We start from the raw sequence: 17,332 nt of genomic DNA on the forward strand, positions 1-17,332 counted from the left end.
CGGACGAGTAGCAGTCGATCGGACGGTGCGGCCTCGCGCATTCGCGACTCGCAAGCGCTCTGAGCAGCAACGTCTTTCACTCGGTTCCCCTCCTCGCGGCACGTACGGGGTCGGTGCCGACGCCGACCAGGGGTACCCGATCTGCCGGTAGCGCAACCATTTTCACGCGGCGCGCTTGGTCGCCGCCAATGCCATGGCGCGCAACCGCTCTTTCGCGGCCGGTGTCGCCGTGCTGGTTTCGATGGCGGCCAGCCCGGCGTCGGTGAGCTCGGTGATCCGGCGTTCTACCTCGTCGACGGCACCGAGTTCGGTGATCACGTCGCGCAGCTTCGCCACCTCGTCCGCGTCGAGATCGGTGCCGATGCTGGTGCGCAGCAGCTTCGCCGCGGCCGGGTCGGCCTCGTCGGCTCGCACCAGCGCCTCGGCCAGCAGCACGGTGCGCTTGCCCTCGCGCAGGTCGTCGCCGGACGGTTTGCCGGTGACGGCGGGATCGCCGAACACACCGAGCAGGTCGTCGCGCAGTTGGAAGGCGATGCCGATGTCGGTGCCGAAGAGCCGGTAGGCGTCGACCAGGCCCTGGTCGGCGTCGGCGATGGCCGCGCCGAGGTGCAGCGGGCGTTCGACGGTGTAGGCGGCGGTCTTGTACCGGTTGATCCGCAGCGCGGCCTCGACCGATTCGTCCGCGCCCGCCTCGCCGTGGATGTCGAGCAGCTGGCCGCCGAGCACCTCGGTGCGCATGCTCGCCCACACCGGCGCGAACCGGGCGATCGCCGCCGGGTCCAGCCCGGACGCGTGCACCATGTCGTCGGCCCAGGCCAGCGCCAGATCGCCGACCAGGATCGCGACGCTCGCGCCGAAGTGGGCGGAATCACCCGCCCAGCGGCGGTCGCGGTGGCGCCGCTCGAAGTCGACATGCACCGTCGGGAACCGGCGGCGGGTGCGCGAGGAATCGATGATGTCGTCGTGGATCAGCGCACACGCCTGCACCAGCTCCAACGCCGAGCACGCGGTCAGCACCGCATCGGCCGCGGGACCGTCGGCGTCGCCGCCCGCGCCGAGCCAGCCGGTCCAGGCGAACGCGGGCCTGGTCCGCTTGCCGCCGCGCAGCACGAACAGCTCCAGCTCGTCCGCGGCCTCGACGAAGACCGGACCCAGCTCCTCGACCATTCCGCGCCGGGTGCTGAAGAACCTGGTCAGCGCGCCTTCCACGGCGGTGACGAAGGCCGGCGTGCCCGGCTGCGGTGCGATGAGCTCGGCCGCCGAGGTGCGGTGAGGCGTCTGGGTACCGGGTCCGGCGGACAGGGGAGCCTCCAAGGTCGTGCGGTGGTGGACGCGTGGTGCCAGTGATTCTGGTCCGAAGAATACGCGTACTCGTCGGTACGACCGGTGGGGCCTGCGCCGGGTCACCACTAGACTGAACCGGTGACTTTCGACAATGCGCGGGGACGCTCGACCCCAGGCCGTCCGCCCCGGACGCACCCGAACGTCTCTGCCACACCTTCGGTTGTCCAGAGTCTGCGGGCCCATTCCACCGCCGCGGTGCCGTTCTCGGTCGAGTTCAACCCGCCGCGCGACGCCGCCGCCGAGGCGCGACTGTGGCGGGCCGTGCGCCAGTTCGAGCGGATGCATCCGGCGTTCGTCTCGATGACCTACGGCGCGGGCGGGTCCACCCGCGACCGCACCGTGCGGGTCACCGGCGAGCTGGCCCAGGAGACCACCCTGCTGCCGGTGGCGCACCTGACCGCCGTCGAGCACAGTCTGTCCGAATTGCGTTCGCTGGTCGGCTCTTACGCCGATTCGGGCATCCGCAACATCCTGGTGCTGCGCGGCGATCCGCCCGGCGATCCGCTCGGCGAATGGCAGCAGCATCCCGAGGGTGTCGCCTACGCCGAGGAACTGGTGCGCATCGTGCGCGACCTCGGCGACTTCCACGTCGGCGTCGCCTCGTTCCCGCAGGGCCACCACCGCTCACCGGACCTGGACTCCGATACCGCCTACCTGGCCGCGAAACTGCGTGCGGGCGCGGAGTATTCGATCACCCAGATGTTCTTCGACGTCGAGCACTACCTGCGGCTGCGCGACCGGATCGCGAAGTTCGACCCGATCGAGGGCGCCAAGCCGATCATCCCCGAGCTGATGCCGATCACCTCGCTGCGCACGGTGGCCCGGGCCGAGGAACTCTGCGGCCGCGCGCTGCCGACCGCGGTCGTCGAGCGGCTGAACCAGGCCGCGGGCGACGCACCCGACGCGAACCAGGCCGCGGTGCGCGAGGCAGGCATCGAGATCGCCACCGAGATGGCGCAGCGCCTCATCGACGAGGGCGCCCCCTGCCTCCACTTCATCACCCTGAACTTCGCCAAGGCAACCACCGAGGTCCTCACCAATCTCGGCTACGGGGTCACCGCCGCCCCGATCAGCGCCTAGAACACCGCCGCACACCTCCTGATTTCCCGCACACGGAATCGCATGCGATTCGATGTGCGGGAAATCGAAAGGTGTGCGGCTGTCGGTTACCAGCCTGGGGTTCCGGCGAGGGGGATGTTGACGTAGCTCGGTGCCGACGGGTCCAGTTGCAGGTGTTGGGGTTTGAGTTCGGTCGCGTCCAGCATCGGGCGGATGGGTAGGCCCTTGGGGTAGTTGCCCGCGAAGATGTCGACCCGAAGCCGGTGTCCCGGTTGCAGTATCGCGTCGGTGGGGGCGAGGCCGAGGTCGAGTTGGGTGGGTTGGCCGGGGACTGTGGCCTGCCGCTCGGCGAGGGACATCACCGGGAACGGATCGGTGTAGGCCCCGTCGGGCGACCGGCGGCTCTTGCTGTCGTCGATGGCGCGCATCGAGGACATCAACTGGCCGGTGGTCAACGTCATCGAACGGCCTTCGGGTGCAACGTCGTTCAGCGTCGCGGTCCAGTAACCGTCGGCGGCGTCGTGCACCGTGTTCAGGTGTAGCGCGATCAGCCCGGAGATCGGCGTCGGCTCGGCCACCGGTGGGCTGGTGAAGGTCAGCCCGCTGAGTTCCTGCACCCTGGCGTCTTTGCCGCAGCCGGAGAAGACGAGGGCACCCGCGGTGCCCTGCACCGAGTCCGACGAGCAGAGGCTGGCCAGGCCGGGGGCAACGGTGATCCGGGTGGTCTCGGAAGTCGGTTCGGCACTGAGGGTTCCGTCGTGCACGCTGGTGGTCGTGCTGCCGCTCGGTGCCGCCGACAGATACAGCCGCCGATGGCTCGCCTCCGGTCGGGGGAACTGCTCGGCGCTGGTCCAGCCCGCGCCCTGCTGCCACATCGTCACCGGGCCGTAGCCGTCGATGCCGTTATCGATGCCCTTGAGCCACTTGTCGAACCACGCGCGGGTGAGCACATCGATGCGCGGCGGCTCCCCGGGCCTGCCGCGCATGTCGAAGCCCGCGTTCACGTGGTAGCTGTTGCCCATGATCAGCTGCTTCTGGCCGGGCGGCAGCGGAATCTCTTGGTAGATACGGGGTTCGCCGTTGGCGAAGTTGTCATGCCAGCCGCCGACCACCAGGGTGGGCACGTTGATGCGTTCGGGATGGCCGAGCCAGGCCTGGCGGAGCGGGCTGTCCGGGTCGAGCACGCTCTGTAGCTGTGGTGGAACGGTGTCGAACGAATCGGTGCTCATCGTCTGAATTCCGACGTCCATGAACGACATCGGGCTGGCCAGTCGGTCGGCCAGCCACTGCATATCGAAGTTGCCCCGCACCAGCGACACCAGGTCCGGCATGAACTTGGCCGCGTTCACCGCGAGCAGGTAGGGGAGCAGGATGCCGATGGCCGCGCCACCCGGGGCGATCATGTCGCGCACCAGGTCGTTACCGGGGACCGCCGGAACGATGGCTTTCAGTGCGGGAGGCTGCTTTTCGGCTGCCTGCACCTGATTGATGCCGGAGTAGGAGGCACCGGTCATCCCGATCTTGCCGTCCGACCACGGTTGCACCGCCGCCCAGGCGATGACCTCGGGGGTGTCCTGTTGATCCTTCGGGCCCCACGGTTCCCAGATCCCCTGGGAGAAGCCGGTTCCGCGTACGTCGACGACGATCTGGGTGTAGCCGCTGCGAATCAGGTGGGGGTCCACCGCGAAAGCGCGCCCGAACCCACCGCCCGCCACCCGGGTAGCGTCAGTCAGCGCCTCCAAAGGCGTACCGGGCAACTCGAAGTCACGCAGGAACCCGACGATCGCATCGGATAGCCCCGGCACCGACAGCCCTGTCTGCGCGATCATCGACAGCAGCTTGGTGTAGGGCGTCAGGTTCACAATCGTCGGCAGCGGCGTGGCAATGGGCCCGTTCGCATCCGCCGGGCGATACACATTGGCCTTCAGCACGGTGCCGTCGCTCATCGTGATCGGCACATCCCAGTCGATATGCATCGCCGGATACTGCTGCGGGCCATCGTGGAGCGCCGTCCACGCGGCCAGACCTTCGGGCGCGGCCGATCCCCCAGGTGCCACCAGCACCTGCGAAACCGTAAGCAGCGCAAGCACTCCGACGAAAACCCTGGTCCACCGGCGGGCTGGAGCAATCCTCATCGATATCCTCCCAATCCTGATCGGCCAGAAATATACATGCACGCCTGTATGTTTTAGGTCGATCGTGGGAAGTGTGTCGATGTGCCCAACAATCAGGCGCCGACCTGGTCGACCTGCCGAATCCGCCGACCCCACCCGCCGACCCCAGATCCGCACCTTTCTCGGGATCCGCACCGGCCCTAGGTGGCTGGTGTTTTTCGTGCGGTGATCGTCTGGCTCGAGCAGAATGGTCCGGTGACGTTGGGGCAGTCGCCGAGGCAGGCGGATTTGTTGCGGTCGACCGCGAACTTCTGTGAGGGTCGTGTGGGGTCGGACTCGATTTACGGTGTGCTGCATCGTGATTGCTTCCGGTTGTTCCCGGATGAGATGTTCGCGGATCTGTTCACCGATATCGGGCGCCGCTCGGTGCCGCCGATGATCGTGGCGGTGGTGATGGTGCTGCAACGGCTCGGGGGCCTCTCGGATCGGGAAGCGGTGGAGCGGTTCGCGTTCGATGCTCGTTGGAAGTACGCCGCCGGGGGCCTGGATTTCGATTATCCGGGGTTCGTGCACACGGTGCTGGTGGACATGCGGGCCCGGCTGGCTCGTTCGGATCGGCCGGACCGCATCTTCGACGCCGTGCTCGACGTGGCTCGCGAGGCAGGGCTGGTGGGCCGCAAACGGGTGCTGGATTCGACCCCGTTGCATGACGCGGTCGCCACGATGGACACCATCACCTTGGTCCGCTCGGGCATCCGTGGCCTGCTCGCTGCGGCCGGTGCGGAGCTGGCAGAGTGCCTGCGGGCAGTGATCACCAGCGATGACGACTACACCAGCACCGCGAAACCGGTGATCGACTGGGACGACGAGACCGCCCGCGAGCAGTTGATCGACTCCCGTGCCCGGGATGGGTCGGCGATGCTGGCGGTGATCGACGGGCTCGAACTCGACGAACGCGCCGGCAAGGCCGCGCAGTTGCTGGCGACCGTGCTCGGCCAGGACATCACCACCGATGACGACGGGAACTTCCGCATCGTTCGCGGCACAGCCGCCGATCGAGTGATCTCGACCGTCGACCCCGAGACCCGCCACGGGCACAAAACCCAGGCCCGCGGCTTCGACGGCTACAAAGGCCACATCGCGATCGACCCCGACAGCGAGATCATCACCGCCACCACCGTCACACCCGCCAACAGCGGCGACGCCGGGCCCGCCACCGCTCTGCTCGCCGACATACTGCCCTCCGAAGCCGAAGCCGAAGCCGAAGCCGAAGCCGAAGCCGAAGCCGAAGCCGAAGCCGAAGCCGAAGCCGAAGCCGAAGCCGAAGCCGAAGCCGAAGCCGAAGCCGAAGCCGAAGCCGAAGCCGGTGCACGGGTATTCGGTGATGCCGCCTATGGCGCTGGGGAGTTGTTGAAACTGTTGGACGACAACGGTATTCACAACGGGCTGAAAGTTCAGCCGGCGTCATCGGTGAAGGGGCATTTCCCCAAGGACCGCTTCGAGGTCGACCTGGACCGCGCGATGGTGAGCTGTCCGGCCGGGCACACCGCACCCATCCGGCCCCGCAAAGGCCAGCCCGCCACCATCGGTGCCGCCGCCTTCGGTGCCGCCTGCGGTGGCTGTCGGTTGCGCGAGCTTTGCACGTCTGCGGCCGCTGGCCGCACGATCGGCATCGGGCCACACGAGAAACAGCTACTCGCCGCCCGCGCGCGCCGACGCGATCTGGCCTGGATGGCCGAGTATCGCGCCACCCGCCCCAAGGTCGAACGCAAGATCGGCCACCTCATGCGCCGCCGCCACGGTGGTCGGCGCGCTCGAGTCCGCGGACGGATGAAGATCGCCGCAGACTTCTCACTGCTCGCCGCGGCGGTCAACCTCGCGCGACTGGCCGCCCTCGGAATCGGCTCCACCGCAACACAATTAACCCTCGCCATCGCCTGAGCCACACACCGGCAACGCACCCCAGCGACCGATCAGACCCACCATCACACAGCAGCACGCCCGAGCCAGAACCCCGGTCGATCACCAACCTGAGCCAAGACACCCACAAACAGACACCACTATGCGCCACAAACGGCCATTCGACACCAGCCACCTAGGGCCCTATTCCGAGTGCGGATCCCGAGTCAGGGTGCGGATCTGCCGCCAGTGGCCGCATTCAAGATCAGTTGTTGCTGACAGCGCCGTCGTTCAAGATCATGGGGAACTGGTGCAGGTGAGCTCTCTCGGGCCGATGCCTGCATCAGTTCGCCTTGATCTTGAAACCCCACCCTCCGACACCCAGCCCGCCCGAAAAGACGCTCGAGAACAGCACCACAGCCAGATGACCACGCTGGAACCTCCACACCGCGCACCTGACCGCTAACTACAGCCGGGAACCCCACCTCACGTGCTCAGCACTACTCCGGTCATCCCACGGACTGCCGAAAACCTCGGGGACCGCAGACCCGGGGTGTCTCTGCGTACACGATCCTGGACTAGTACACCCAGAGACCCTTCGAAGAGTGCACCTACCGGGCAAGTACCTCTAAGGACTCCATGCGTGAGCAGTCCACAGAAGCCGAAGACCTACCCAGGCTTTCCCGTGAGTAGTGCTGGGCGCGTCAGGTGGGGTTCCCGGCTGTAGTCAGCGGTCAGGTGTGTGGTGTCGGGTTCCGGCGTGGTCATCTGGCTGTGGTGCTGTTTTCGGGCGTTTCAAGATCAAGTGAGTCAAATGGTTGCTGCTGGAGATCGTTTGGCGACCATTTGACTCGCCTCGATGCTTGCGGCGGGGCTGTGGTCGGCGGGTTGCGGGGGCTGCGGGGTGCGGACGCTCTGTGCACACCCTAATCAGTTCTGGGAGTGAGCTATCCGGCACACTCCTGGTAGTAGCCGGCCGGTAGGTGAGCACTTTCGCACCCTGGACTTCGAGTCCTGGAGAAAGACCGTGCCCCTGCCGGTAGGCCGGGAGAGTTGATCGCTGCTGGGATGTCGTGCCCGCCCGAATGGGCGTGAGCACTGCTTGATTAGGTCGCTGATGGTTCTCCTGCTGGCTGCTCGACGGTGATCGGCATTAGCAATTGGAGGATTGTTGCGACTGTTCGTAGGAGATGACTGGGCTGAAGACCACCACGACGTGGAGGTGATGGACACCGCCGGGCGCCGCCTGGCCAAAGCGCGCGTGCCCGAGGGCGTCGCCGGAATGGCGAGACTGCACGCGATCCTCGGCGGCCTGGTCGACGACGCCGACGAGGTCGAGGTCCTGGTCGGGATCGAGACCGACCGCGGTCCCTGGGTCGGGGCGCTGGTCGCCGCCGGATACACGGTACTGGCGGTGAATCCATTGCAGGCGGCCAGGTTTCGGGACCGGCTGGGAGTCTCGGGTGCCAAAAGCGACGCTGGTGACGCTCACGTGCTGGCGGATATGGTCCGCACCCATTCCCACGAATTGCGACCTGTCGCTGGGGATTCCGCGCGAGCCGAGGCCGTGAAGGTGGTGGCCCGTGCTCACAAGACGATGATCTGGGACCGAACTCGCCACACCCAGCGGTTGCGTCACGCTCTGCGTGACTACTTCCCCGCCGCGCTGGCCGCGTTCGACGACCTCGACGCCGCCGACACCCTGGAACTGCTCGCCAAAGCACCCACCCCAGCTGCGGCGGCCCGGCTCACGATCCCCCAGATCAGTGCCGCGTTGAAGCGGGCGCGCCGCCGCAACGTCGCCGACAAAGCCACCGCTATTGCGGCCGCACTGCGCAGCGAGCAGCTCGGCCAGCCCGAGGTCGTGGCGCAGGCCTACGCAGCCTCGGTCCAGGCGCTGCTGGCGGTCCTGACTGTCCTCAACACCCAGATCAAGACGTTGCAGGGGCAGGTCGAGGCGCATTTTGGGCAGCACCCGGCCGCTGAGATCATCGCGTCCCAGCCCGGTTTGGGACAGGTCCTCGGTGCCCGGGTGCTCGCAGAGTTCGGTGACGACCCCGACCGCTACCGCAGCGCCAAAGCCCGCAAGAACTACGCGGGCACCTCCCCGATCACCCGCGCGTCGGGCAAGAAGAAGGTCGCCCTGGCCCGGTTCGTACACAACGACCGGCTCATCGACGCCCTCACCACCCAGGCGCAATCCGCGCTGATGTGGTCCCGGGGCGCCCGCGACTACTACGACCGTCAGCGAGCCCGCGGTGTCGGTCACTACGCCGCGCTACGCCAGCTCGCCAACCGACTCGTCGGGATCCTGCACGGCTGCCTCAAAACCGGAACCCTCTACAACGAGACCACAGCCTGGCCCGACCCAGCTCAGCAGTCCGCTGCTTGACATTCAAGCTCCTGGGATGTCTTTCTGCAACCCGCACACCCCGTGTACTGGGTGTGCGGGTTATGGAAAGGGTGTGCACTTCGGCGAAGGGTGCTCGTCCTTGGCTCTTATGGCAGTTGATCAGGGCGCGCTTGGTTCCTCGGAGGCGTGCGCGGGCAACAATCTGTACGTCCGGCCGCGCTCGTTGAGGGTGTAGCACCCTGCTGCGTGCGGTTTTGCCTGGTGCGCACGAAATTGCTAGCAGTTTCGTGCGCACCAGGCGAATTGGTGCGCGGGGCTAGGCGGCGCGGGCCGCGCGTAAACCCCAGGCGTCGGCGAGTAGCCGGTGCGATTCGAGGCGGTCGGCGTGGCGGTGGGTGATGCTGGTGACGAGGAGTTCGTCGGCGCCGGTGACGCGTTGCAGTGCTTCCAGGCGCTCCACGACAGTGCTTGGGGCGCCGACGAATTGGGATGCCAGACGGTCGGCTACCAGGCGGTGCTGCTCTGGGGTGAGTGGGGCGGCGGTGGCGGGGTCGAGGTAGTCGGCCGCGCCCGCGCCGCTGCGGATGCTGTGCACCCAGTGGCCGTAGGTGGACGCGTGCTGCTGCGCGGTGGCGTCGTCACCTGCGACGACCACATCGGCCGAGATCACCACGTATGGTTCGGCCAGGTGGGCGGAGGGCCGGAACGCGGCACGGTAGGCCTCGACCGCGTCCAGGGCGGTGCCCGGCGACACGTGGTAGGCCGCCGCGAGCGGCAATCCCAGCTGGCCGGCCAGCACCGCGCTCTCGCCACCCGAGCTGCCGAACAACCACAGCTCGACCTGCGCACCCTCACCCGGAACGGCGTGCAGCGCGATCCCGTCCTTGCTCACGAAGTGACCGCCGAGCAGCGCGCGCACCTCGTCGACCTGTTCGGCGAAGTCCAGCGGCTGCGCGCCCTCCTGCTGCAGCGCGGCGGCCGAGGCGAGGAACTTCGACCGGTCGGCGACCCGGCCGGGATCGAACGGCGGCGGCACCACCACGCCGTCCCTGATCTCGGTCCGCCCGATCGCCGTATCGACCTTGGGGTGACCGCCCTTCGGGTGCGACGGCTCCGATCCGTACTGGCTGCGCCGGTGACCGGACCGCCCGAGGCCGAGGTCGAGACGGCCGGGGTAGAGCGCGTCGATGGTGCCGAACGCCTCGACGATCGACGCCGACGTGTGATGGCCGACCTGAACGGCCGCCGACCCCACCCGAATTCGCGAGGTGGCCGCCGCGACCAGACCGATCAGCGTGATCGACGAGGAACTGGCGACCGAGACGAAGTGGTGTTCGGCCAGCCAATAGCGGTGGTAGCCCCACTGTTCCGCGTGCTGCGCGAGATCGATGGTGTTGCGCAGCGCCTGCTGCGCGGTCGACCCGGCGCTGATCGGGGACAGGTCGAGGATGGAGAGTGGGACGGTCATGAATTCCTCCCTAGCCGTGGATGCTGCTCGCCCGCCTCGATCGCCACGCGCAGCCTGTTCTCCGCGGGCGCAAGCGGGCAGGTCGCGAAATCGGTGAAGGCGCAAGGCAAATTGGCCGCGCGGTTGAAATCGAGGCGCACCGTGCCGTCCGCGTCCACCGGGCCGACCGCGAGCGCGCGTGCCGCGGGATAGGTGGTGATGCCGCTGGTCGCATCGGTGAACAGCAGGCGAAGGTCGGCCGGATCGCCGAACGCGATGACCCGCTCGGTGGCCTCGCCGATGGTGAATTCGATGGTGCCTGAGGCGGTGTGGTGGTGTTCGAGTCCGTCGACCACGGCGCCGGTGGTCACCGTGCGCTGCTCGTCGAACGGCGTGAACCGGCCCTGCACCACCCAGCGCGGATCCGGTGCGTAGCTGGGGATTCCGTCGAAACTCGATAGCGGCGGCGCGGCCGGATCGTGCACGCGCACCGCGTACAGACCCGTGCGCCGGATCACCTCGAGCACCCGATGCTCGTGCAGCACACTGAGTCCCGGCGCGCCCTCCGCGGGCTTGATGATCCGCACGCCCGCGATGCCGACGCCGTCGAACTCCAGCCGGTCGGCGGGCTGCGCGGTGATGAACACCTTGTCGTCGGTGACCCACCAGGTGCCGGGCACATCGGGCAGCCGCTCGGGTTGGTCGGTGAGCCAATGCAATCCGGTCAGGCTGAGGAAGCCGAGCGGATCACGCAGTTGATCCTCTCTGCTGTCGTGCCAGTGCGCCCACTCGGTTTCGAAAACGGTGCTGATGCTGGTCGTCATGAGGCTCGTGCTCCTTCGTGGGCGGTGGTGTGCTGGTGCGGATGGCGCAGACCGAGGTGTTCGCGCAGGGTCGTGCCGGTGTATTCGGTCCGGAAACTGCCGCGCTCCTGCAGTTCCGGGACGACCCGGTCGACGAATTCGTCGAGCCCGGCCGGGGTGAGGTGCGGGACGAGGATGAAACCGTCACTGGCGTCGGCCTGGACGTAGGTGTCGATCTGCTCGGCGACCGCGGCGGGCGTGCCGACGAACTGCTGGCGCGCGGTGACCTCGATGATCAGCTCACGGATGCTGAGCTTCTCGGCCTCGGCCTTGGCGCGCCAGGCCTCGGCGACGGCGCGCGGGTCCTTGGCGTGGCGCACCCGGCCGCGGGTGATGGTGACGTTGTCGGTCGGTTCGACGTCGGGCAGCGGGCCGTCCGGGTCGTAGCCGGAAAGGTCACGGCCCCAGACCTGTTCGAGGAACGCGATGGCGGTCTGCGGGCCGACCTGCTGGCGTCGGATGTGGCGGGCCCGGTCCTCGGCGTCCTGCGCGCTGTCGCCCAGCACGAAGGTGGCCGCGGGCAGGATCTTCAGCTCGTCCGGTGACCGGCCGTATTTCGCCAACCGGCCCTTGACGTCGGCGTAGAACTGTTGTCCCGCTTCGAGAGTGCCGTGACCGGTGAAGATCGCGTCGGCGGCGGCCGCGCCGAACTCGCGGCCGTCATCGGAATCACCCGCCTGCAAAACCACCGGGTGACCCTGCGGGCTCGGCGGCAGCACGAACCGTCCGGCGATATCGAATTGCCCACCGCGGTGCCGGGTTTCGGGAATCTCGCGGGCGAACACCCCCGCCGCCCGATCGACCACCAGCGTGTCGGCGGCCCAGCTGTCCCACAGCTTGCGAGTCACCTGCACCACCTCCGCGGCACGCTGGTAGCGCTGACCGTGTTCGAGATAGCCACCGCGCCGGAAGTTCTCGCCGGTGAACGCGTCGGAGGAGGTGACCACATTCCAAGCGGCGCGGCCGCCGGACAGGTGGTCCAGCGAGGCGAACTGCTTGGCCAGCTCGAACGGTTCGTTGTAGGTGCTGTTGATGGTGCCCGCGAGGCCGAGCTTGTCGGTCACCCCGGCCAGCGCGTTCAGCACCGTGAAGGTGTCCGGCCTGCCCACCACGTCGAGATCGTGGATGCGCCCGAGGTGTTCGCGCAGCCGCAGGCCCTCGGCGAGGAAGAAGAAGTCGAACAGGCCGCGTTCGGCGGTCTTCGCCAGGTGCACGAACGACTCGAAATCGACCTGGCTCTTGGAGGCCGGGTCGGCCCAGACGGTGGTGTTGTTGACGCCGGGGAAGTGGGCGGCGAGATGGATCTGCTTGCGTGGTTTGCCGGTCACGACGGCGTACCTTCCTGGATCGTGGTGGTGTCGGCGTAGCGGCTCAATGGCCGTGGCAAGCCGAGTCGATCGCGCAATGTGCTGGCGGACAGTGGTTTCCGCGCCAACGCGGCGAGGTGGCCGACTGCCGCCGGTACCGCGAGCGGGCGGAGCACCACGCCGTCGGCAGCGCCGGAAGCGCTGATGGAGCCCAGCAATTCACGGAGTGTGGCTGGAGTTCCGATGTGGCGCAGGCCAGCCGGGGCATCGGCGGTCCACTCGTCCAGCTGGGCCACCTCATCGCGCGCGGCATCCGGTGAATCGGCCAGATGGACTTCGACATCCAGCAGAATCTGCACAGCATCGGGATCGCGATCCGCGGCCCGCACAGCCGTCCGCAGCGCGGTACGCAAGACCCGCGCGGAGTCGAGATCGCTTGCGGCGATACGGATCAGATCGCCCCGGCGCACCGCGACACCCGTGCTCGCATCGTCGTCCGCGCGCACCGCGACGATCGACTGACCCTGCGGAGACCGCGGCGTGATCGAGGGCCCCTTCACCGAGAAGTTCTCTCCGGCGAAGTCGATGTAGTGCAGCTTGTCCCGGTCGATGAAGCGCCCGGTCGGCACGTCACGGATCTCCGCGTCATCCTCCCAGCTGTCCCACAGCCGGGTGACGACCTCGATCGCCTCGTCCGCCTCGTGCCACAGCGACGCCACGTCCTGCTCGCCCTTACGCCCGAATGCCCGTGCCTGCTCCACACCTTCGGACACGGTGACCTCCCAACCGGCGCGCCCGAAGGTGGCGAAATCGAGACTCTGAATGGCCTTGGCCAGATGGAACGGCTCGGTATGCGTCACCGCGCCCTGCGGCAGCAGGCCGATGTGCCGAGTGGCCGCTGCGACCCGAGCCGCGATCGCCACCGCATCGAGCCTGCCCCGCGCGACACCGGGCCCACCGGGTTGCAGCCCGAACGAGTCGGGCACGAATACCGCGTCCACACCGGCCTTTTCGGCCGCGGTGACCGCGTCGACCCAGTACCCGCCGGTGAACAGATCCTCGGCCCGCGAGTCCTCCCGCCGCCAGGACGCCGGGTGAATCCCCGTCCCGGCGAGCTCCACCGCCAGGAAGAAGTCGGATTCGGCCATCAGTAGGTTTCCTTCCAGTCCAGGCACTGCCGCGCCGGGTGCACACCCGCGGCGTCGGGCGCGAAGAAGAACGCGTGCTGCCACAGGTCGGTGGCGGCGGTGTGCTCGGGCACGTGCAGATGCGTGCGCCACCAGCGTTTCGCTCGGGCGGGCAGCGAGCCCGCCCGCTCCGGCCTGCTGCGGCAGTGCGCGGTCCGGTCGGGGCGGACGAGTATCCGGCTGTGCCGATAGGTCGATTCCGACATCAGGATGGTCCTTTCGCGACGGCGGGGGTGGGGATGGCCGACAACAGCTCGCGGGTGTACTCGTGCTGCGGGTTGTCGAAAATCGCTGCGGTCGGCCCGGATTCGACGATGCGGCCGTGCCGCATGACGGCGACGTGATCGCTGATGCGGCGGACCACCGCGAGGTCGTGCGAGATGAACAGGTAGCTCAGCGCCAGCTCGGCCTGCAGCCGGTCGAGCAGTTCCAGGATCTGGGCTTGGACCGAGGCGTCGAGGGCGGAGACCGGTTCGTCGAGCACCAGCAGATCCGGGTGCAGGGCCAGGGCTCGGGCGATGGCGACGCGTTGACGTTGCCCGCCGGACAGTTCCGCGGGACGGCGCTGGGCGAAGTGCTCCGGCAACGCCACCTGCCTGAGCAGTTCGGCGACCCTGGCCTGCCTGGCCGCACGGTCGCCGACGCCGTACGCGCGCAACGGTTCCTCGATGATCGTGCCGACCCGCCACCGGGGATCCAGTGAGGAGTACGGGTTCTGGTACACCACCTGGAACCGCTTGCGCAGCGCCCGCAGCCGGGTGCCGCGGACGCGGGTCAGCTCGTGCCCGTCGAAGGTGACGCCGCCGCTGTCGGGTTCGGTGAGCCGCAACGCGATTCGGGCCGTCGTCGACTTGCCCGAGCCGGATTCGCCGACCAGCGAGAGGGTTTCGCCGCGGCCGAGCTCGAACCCGACCCCCGCGACCGCGGTCACCGACCCACCGGCCTGCGCGCGGAAGCGCTTGTGCACCTCGCGCAACGCCAGCAGCGGTGCGCCCTCGCGCGGCTTGGGTGTCCGATAGGCGCCTGCGGGCGCCAGGCTCGGCGACGCGGCGAGCAGCCGCTTCGTGTACGGATGCTGCGGGTCGGCCAGCACCGCCGCGGTCGGCCCGCTCTCCACGATCTCGCCGCCGCTCAGCACGACGATCCGATCGGCGCGCTCGGCCGCCACCGCCAGATCGTGGGTGATCAGCAGCACCGCGGTGCCCTTGGCCGCGATCTGTGCCGCCAGCTGATCGAGCACTCGCCGCGCCACCGTGGCATCCAGCGCGCTGGTCCGCTCGTCCGCGATCATCAGTTCCGGCTGGCAGGCCAGCGCGGAGGCGATGAGCACCCGCTGCCGCTGCCCGCCCGAAAGTTCGTGGGGGTACTGCACTTCCCGCAGTTCCGGCCGGTCCAGGCCCGCGTCGGCCAGCAGCTCGACCGCGCGTTCCCGGGCCGAACGCTTGTCGGCCAGCCGATGGACCAGCAGCGCCTCGGCCACCTGGTCACCGACGCGCCGCACCGGATTCAGCGACAGCCCGGGATCTTGCGGCACGAACCCGATCCGCGCACCGCGCAGCCGTTGCAACGCCCGCTCGGACCGGGTATCGATGACGTGCCCGTCGAACGCGACAGTCCCGCCGATGATGTCGGCATTCGCCCCGAGCAGGCCGATCACCGCCTGCGCGAGAGTGGACTTGCCGGAACCGGATTCACCGACCAGCGCCACCACTTCACCGCGGGCCACACTGAGCGAGACACCGTCCAGTGCGGTGACATCGCCGGAGTCCGACCGGTAGCGGACGCGCAGGTTGTCGATCCGCAGCAGCGGACCCGCTTCCTGCCCTGTGGTTTCCGCGACCGACGGTTCGTCGGTCAGTGCCGCTCGAGGCGAAGACGTGGTGGTCATGGCTATTCGTTCCTTCCTACGGCACGCCCGAGGCGCTGGGCGGCCACGACGACCGCGACGATGACCAGCCCGGGGAGAGTGGTCATCCACCAGGCGGTGGCGAGATAGTTGCGGCCATCGGAGATGAGCGAACCCCACTCGGGCGTAGGCGGTTCCGCGCCGTAGCCGAGGAAGCTCAGCGCCGAGATGGAGAGCACGGCCATGCCGAATTCGACGGCGGCCAGCGCGAGCACCGGCTGGTAGGAGTTGGGCAGCACGTGCCGCAGCAGCACCGTGTACCAGCGAACCCCGGAGGCCTGTGCCGCCTCGACGAAGACCGCGTGCCGTACTCGCAGTACCTCCGACCGCATCACCCGCGCGAAGTTGGCGACGAGCGAAACACCCACCGCGATCGCCACATTGCGGGTGCCGAAGCCGAGCGCGGTGACCAGCGCCAGCGACAGCAGCAGCGCCGGAATCGACAGCAGCACATCGACGACGCGCATGACAGCGGCGTCGACGATGCCGCCCGCCGCGCCCGACAGCAGGCCGAGCACCGACCCGGCGATCAGCGCGATGCCGACCGCGGCGAGCGTGGCGGTCAACGAGAGCCCGGCACCGTGCACCATCCGCGTGTACAGATCGCGCCCGAGATTGTCGGTGCCGAACCAGTGCTGGGCGCTGGGGCTTTGGAACTTCTGCGCGGGCACGCCGATCAACGGATCGCCGCTGGCGAACACCGACGGGAACAGCGCCCATCCGACGGCGAGCAGCACAACCACACCGCATAGGACCAGTACTGCGTTGTCGCGCAACCACTTCCACCGCAGCACCGGCGTGCGCAGGCGAGGCAGCGTGCCGCGCCGCTCATCGATGACGTCAACCATGAATTGCCACCCCTTCGGCAGTGTCGCCGATCCGATCGTCGGTCTCCTCGCTCCTTGCCGCCCGGCGCGATCGGGTGACGATGCGCGGGTCGAGCAGCGGATACAGCAGGTCGACCGCGAGATTCACGGTGACGAAGACGACCGAGGTGAGCAGGACGATGCCCTGCACCACCGGAATGTCCTGGGCCAGTACGGCGGTCTGAGTCAGGCGGCCGACACCCTGCCGGGCGAAGACGGTTTCCACCACGACCGATCCGGCGAGCATGTTGCCGATCAGCACCCCCGCGATGGTGAAGGTGGGCACGCTGGCCGGACGCAGCACGTGCCTGCGCTGCACCCACCAGCGCGAACCACCCTTCGACAGCGCCACATCGACATACGGCTGCCGCCAGGTCGATGCCAGCCCGGCGGCCAGCACCTGCGCGATCACCGCGCCGATGGGCAGCGCGAGGGTCAGCGCGGGCAAAACGGTGCCCGAGAACCCATGACCACCGAAGGCGGGAGCCAGCCGCAACCGGAACGAGAACAGTTGCAGCAGCAGCAATCCGGTCCAGAAGGTCGGCACCGACACCGCGAGCGAGGGGAGTGCGGCGAGCGCGGTGCGCAGCCACGGCCGCCGGGTGTACGTCGAGGCGAAGGCCAGGGTTACCCCGCCGACCGTCGCGAAAACCAAGGCGAGCCCGGCCAATCCGAGCGTCCCGGGCAGCGCGTCACCGATGGCGTCGGTCACCGGCTGCCCGGTGGCGATCGAATGTCCGAGATCGCCGCGCACCGCGTGCCCCAGCGCGGTCCAATACTGTTCCCACAGCGGACGATCCAGCCCGTAGCGGGCCTGCAACTCGGCGATAGCGGCCTTGTCCACCGGGGTGCCCGACCCGCCGGCGTCGGCCGCGATGGAGATCGGGTCGGCGGGCAACAGGTAGAGCACCACGAACGAGATGGTGAATGCCGCCCACAACACCCAGGTCGCTTGCAGGACCCGCAGAGCCAGATAGCGCGCCATCG

At 68.4% G+C, this 17,332-nt stretch carries 13 protein-coding genes; 3 read left to right on the forward strand and 10 right to left on the reverse strand.

All coding sequences use genetic code 11. From position 1 onward, the window contains the following. Positions 1-162: 162 nt before the first annotated feature. Positions 163-1,314 carry a polyprenyl synthetase family protein gene (locus ACQPW1_RS15695; protein ID WP_433663437.1) on the reverse strand — a complete coding sequence of 384 codons (1,152 nt, stop codon included), beginning with the start codon at positions 1,312-1,314 and terminating at the stop codon, positions 163-165. A 108-nt stretch (positions 1,315-1,422) separates the two neighbouring features. Here ACQPW1_RS15695 and ACQPW1_RS15700 point away from each other — a divergent pair, with 108 nt between their 5' ends. Further along, positions 1,423-2,424: a methylenetetrahydrofolate reductase gene (locus ACQPW1_RS15700; RefSeq protein WP_433663438.1), complete on the forward strand. Its 1,002-nt coding sequence runs from the start codon at positions 1,423-1,425 to the stop codon at positions 2,422-2,424. 86 nt (positions 2,425-2,510) lie between these two features. On the opposite strand, the gene ACQPW1_RS15705 is transcribed toward ACQPW1_RS15700, so the two are convergent. Next, positions 2,511-4,538 carry a CocE/NonD family hydrolase gene (locus ACQPW1_RS15705; RefSeq protein WP_433663439.1) on the reverse strand — a complete coding sequence of 676 codons (2,028 nt, stop codon included), beginning with the start codon at positions 4,536-4,538 and terminating at the stop codon, positions 2,511-2,513. Positions 4,539-4,721: 183 nt separating this feature from the next. Here ACQPW1_RS15705 and ACQPW1_RS15710 point away from each other — a divergent pair, with 183 nt between their 5' ends. Together ACQPW1_RS15710 and ACQPW1_RS15715 are read left to right on the forward strand one after the other, a co-directional pair. Further along, entirely contained in the window at positions 4,722-6,458 is a 1,737-nt protein-coding gene (locus ACQPW1_RS15710; RefSeq protein WP_433663440.1) for a transposase, read from the forward strand. A 1,126-nt stretch (positions 6,459-7,584) separates the two neighbouring features. Next, entirely contained in the window at positions 7,585-8,808 is a 1,224-nt protein-coding gene (locus ACQPW1_RS15715; RefSeq protein ID WP_433653875.1) for an IS110 family transposase, read from the forward strand. Positions 8,809-9,085: 277 nt separating this feature from the next. Here ACQPW1_RS15715 and ACQPW1_RS15720 read toward each other — a convergent pair whose 3' ends face one another. Genes ACQPW1_RS15720 through ACQPW1_RS15755 form a run of 8 tightly spaced genes read right to left on the reverse strand, consistent with a single transcriptional unit; the run spans position 9,086 to position 17,330 of the window. Further along, positions 9,086-10,237: an LLM class flavin-dependent oxidoreductase gene (locus tag ACQPW1_RS15720; protein ID WP_433663441.1), complete on the reverse strand. Its 1,152-nt coding sequence runs from the start codon at positions 10,235-10,237 to the stop codon at positions 9,086-9,088. Beyond that, positions 10,234-11,040 (reverse strand): DUF1684 domain-containing protein, encoded by an 807-nt coding sequence (locus tag ACQPW1_RS15725; RefSeq protein ID WP_433663442.1) that lies wholly within the window; start codon positions 11,038-11,040, stop codon positions 10,234-10,236. The genes ACQPW1_RS15720 and ACQPW1_RS15725 overlap by 4 nt, the downstream gene beginning before the upstream one ends. Next, positions 11,037-12,407 carry an NtaA/DmoA family FMN-dependent monooxygenase gene (locus tag ACQPW1_RS15730; RefSeq protein WP_433663443.1) on the reverse strand — a complete coding sequence of 457 codons (1,371 nt, stop codon included), beginning with the start codon at positions 12,405-12,407 and terminating at the stop codon, positions 11,037-11,039. Before ACQPW1_RS15730 ends, ACQPW1_RS15725 begins: the two co-directional genes overlap by 4 nt. Next, positions 12,404-13,534, reverse strand: a complete 1,131-nt coding sequence (locus tag ACQPW1_RS15735) for an LLM class flavin-dependent oxidoreductase (protein ID WP_433663444.1) — start codon at positions 13,532-13,534, stop codon at positions 12,404-12,406. Before ACQPW1_RS15735 ends, ACQPW1_RS15730 begins: the two co-directional genes overlap by 4 nt. Next, positions 13,534-13,779 carry a hypothetical protein gene (locus ACQPW1_RS15740; RefSeq protein ID WP_433663445.1) on the reverse strand — a complete coding sequence of 82 codons (246 nt, stop codon included), beginning with the start codon at positions 13,777-13,779 and terminating at the stop codon, positions 13,534-13,536. The genes ACQPW1_RS15735 and ACQPW1_RS15740 overlap by 1 nt, the downstream gene beginning before the upstream one ends. Continuing rightward, positions 13,779-15,461, reverse strand: coding sequence for a dipeptide ABC transporter ATP-binding protein (locus ACQPW1_RS15745; RefSeq protein ID WP_433663446.1), 1,683 nt, complete (start codon positions 15,459-15,461; stop codon positions 13,779-13,781). The genes ACQPW1_RS15740 and ACQPW1_RS15745 overlap by 1 nt, the downstream gene beginning before the upstream one ends. A gap of 2 nt (positions 15,462-15,463) precedes the next feature. Next, the gene (locus ACQPW1_RS15750) at positions 15,464-16,327 is read right to left on the reverse strand and encodes an ABC transporter permease (RefSeq protein WP_433663447.1); all 864 of its coding nucleotides are present in this window, start codon (positions 16,325-16,327) and stop codon (positions 15,464-15,466) included. Next, complete coding sequence (locus ACQPW1_RS15755; protein ID WP_433663448.1) at positions 16,320-17,330, reverse strand: ABC transporter permease; 1,011 nt, start codon at positions 17,328-17,330, stop codon at positions 16,320-16,322. The genes ACQPW1_RS15750 and ACQPW1_RS15755 overlap by 8 nt, the downstream gene beginning before the upstream one ends. Positions 17,331-17,332: the final 2 nt, after the last annotated feature.

It is taken from the genome of Nocardia sp. CA-128927, from assembly GCF_050955855.1.
Taxonomy (GTDB): Bacteria; Actinomycetota; Actinomycetes; order Mycobacteriales; family Mycobacteriaceae; genus Nocardia.

Excerpts from the sequence above, each read along its gene's own strand:
- ACQPW1_RS15705 (WP_433663439.1), bottom strand. The coding sequence starts at position 4,538 with ATGAGGATTGCTCCAGCCCGCCGGTGGACCAGGGTTTTCGTCGGAGTG.
- ACQPW1_RS15720 (WP_433663441.1), bottom strand. The coding sequence starts at position 10,237 with ATGACCGTCCCACTCTCCATCCTCGACCTGTCCCCGATCAGCGCCGGG.
- ACQPW1_RS15725 (WP_433663442.1), bottom strand. The coding sequence starts at position 11,040 with ATGACGACCAGCATCAGCACCGTTTTCGAAACCGAGTGGGCGCACTGG.
- ACQPW1_RS15735 (WP_433663444.1), bottom strand. The coding sequence starts at position 13,534 with ATGGCCGAATCCGACTTCTTCCTGGCGGTGGAGCTCGCCGGGACGGGG.
- ACQPW1_RS15740 (WP_433663445.1), bottom strand. The coding sequence starts at position 13,779 with ATGTCGGAATCGACCTATCGGCACAGCCGGATACTCGTCCGCCCCGAC.
- ACQPW1_RS15745 (WP_433663446.1), bottom strand. The coding sequence starts at position 15,461 with ATGACCACCACGTCTTCGCCTCGAGCGGCACTGACCGACGAACCGTCG.
- ACQPW1_RS15750 (WP_433663447.1), bottom strand. The coding sequence starts at position 16,327 with ATGGTTGACGTCATCGATGAGCGGCGCGGCACGCTGCCTCGCCTGCGC.
- ACQPW1_RS15755 (WP_433663448.1), bottom strand. The coding sequence starts at position 17,330 with ATGGCGCGCTATCTGGCTCTGCGGGTCCTGCAAGCGACCTGGGTGTTG.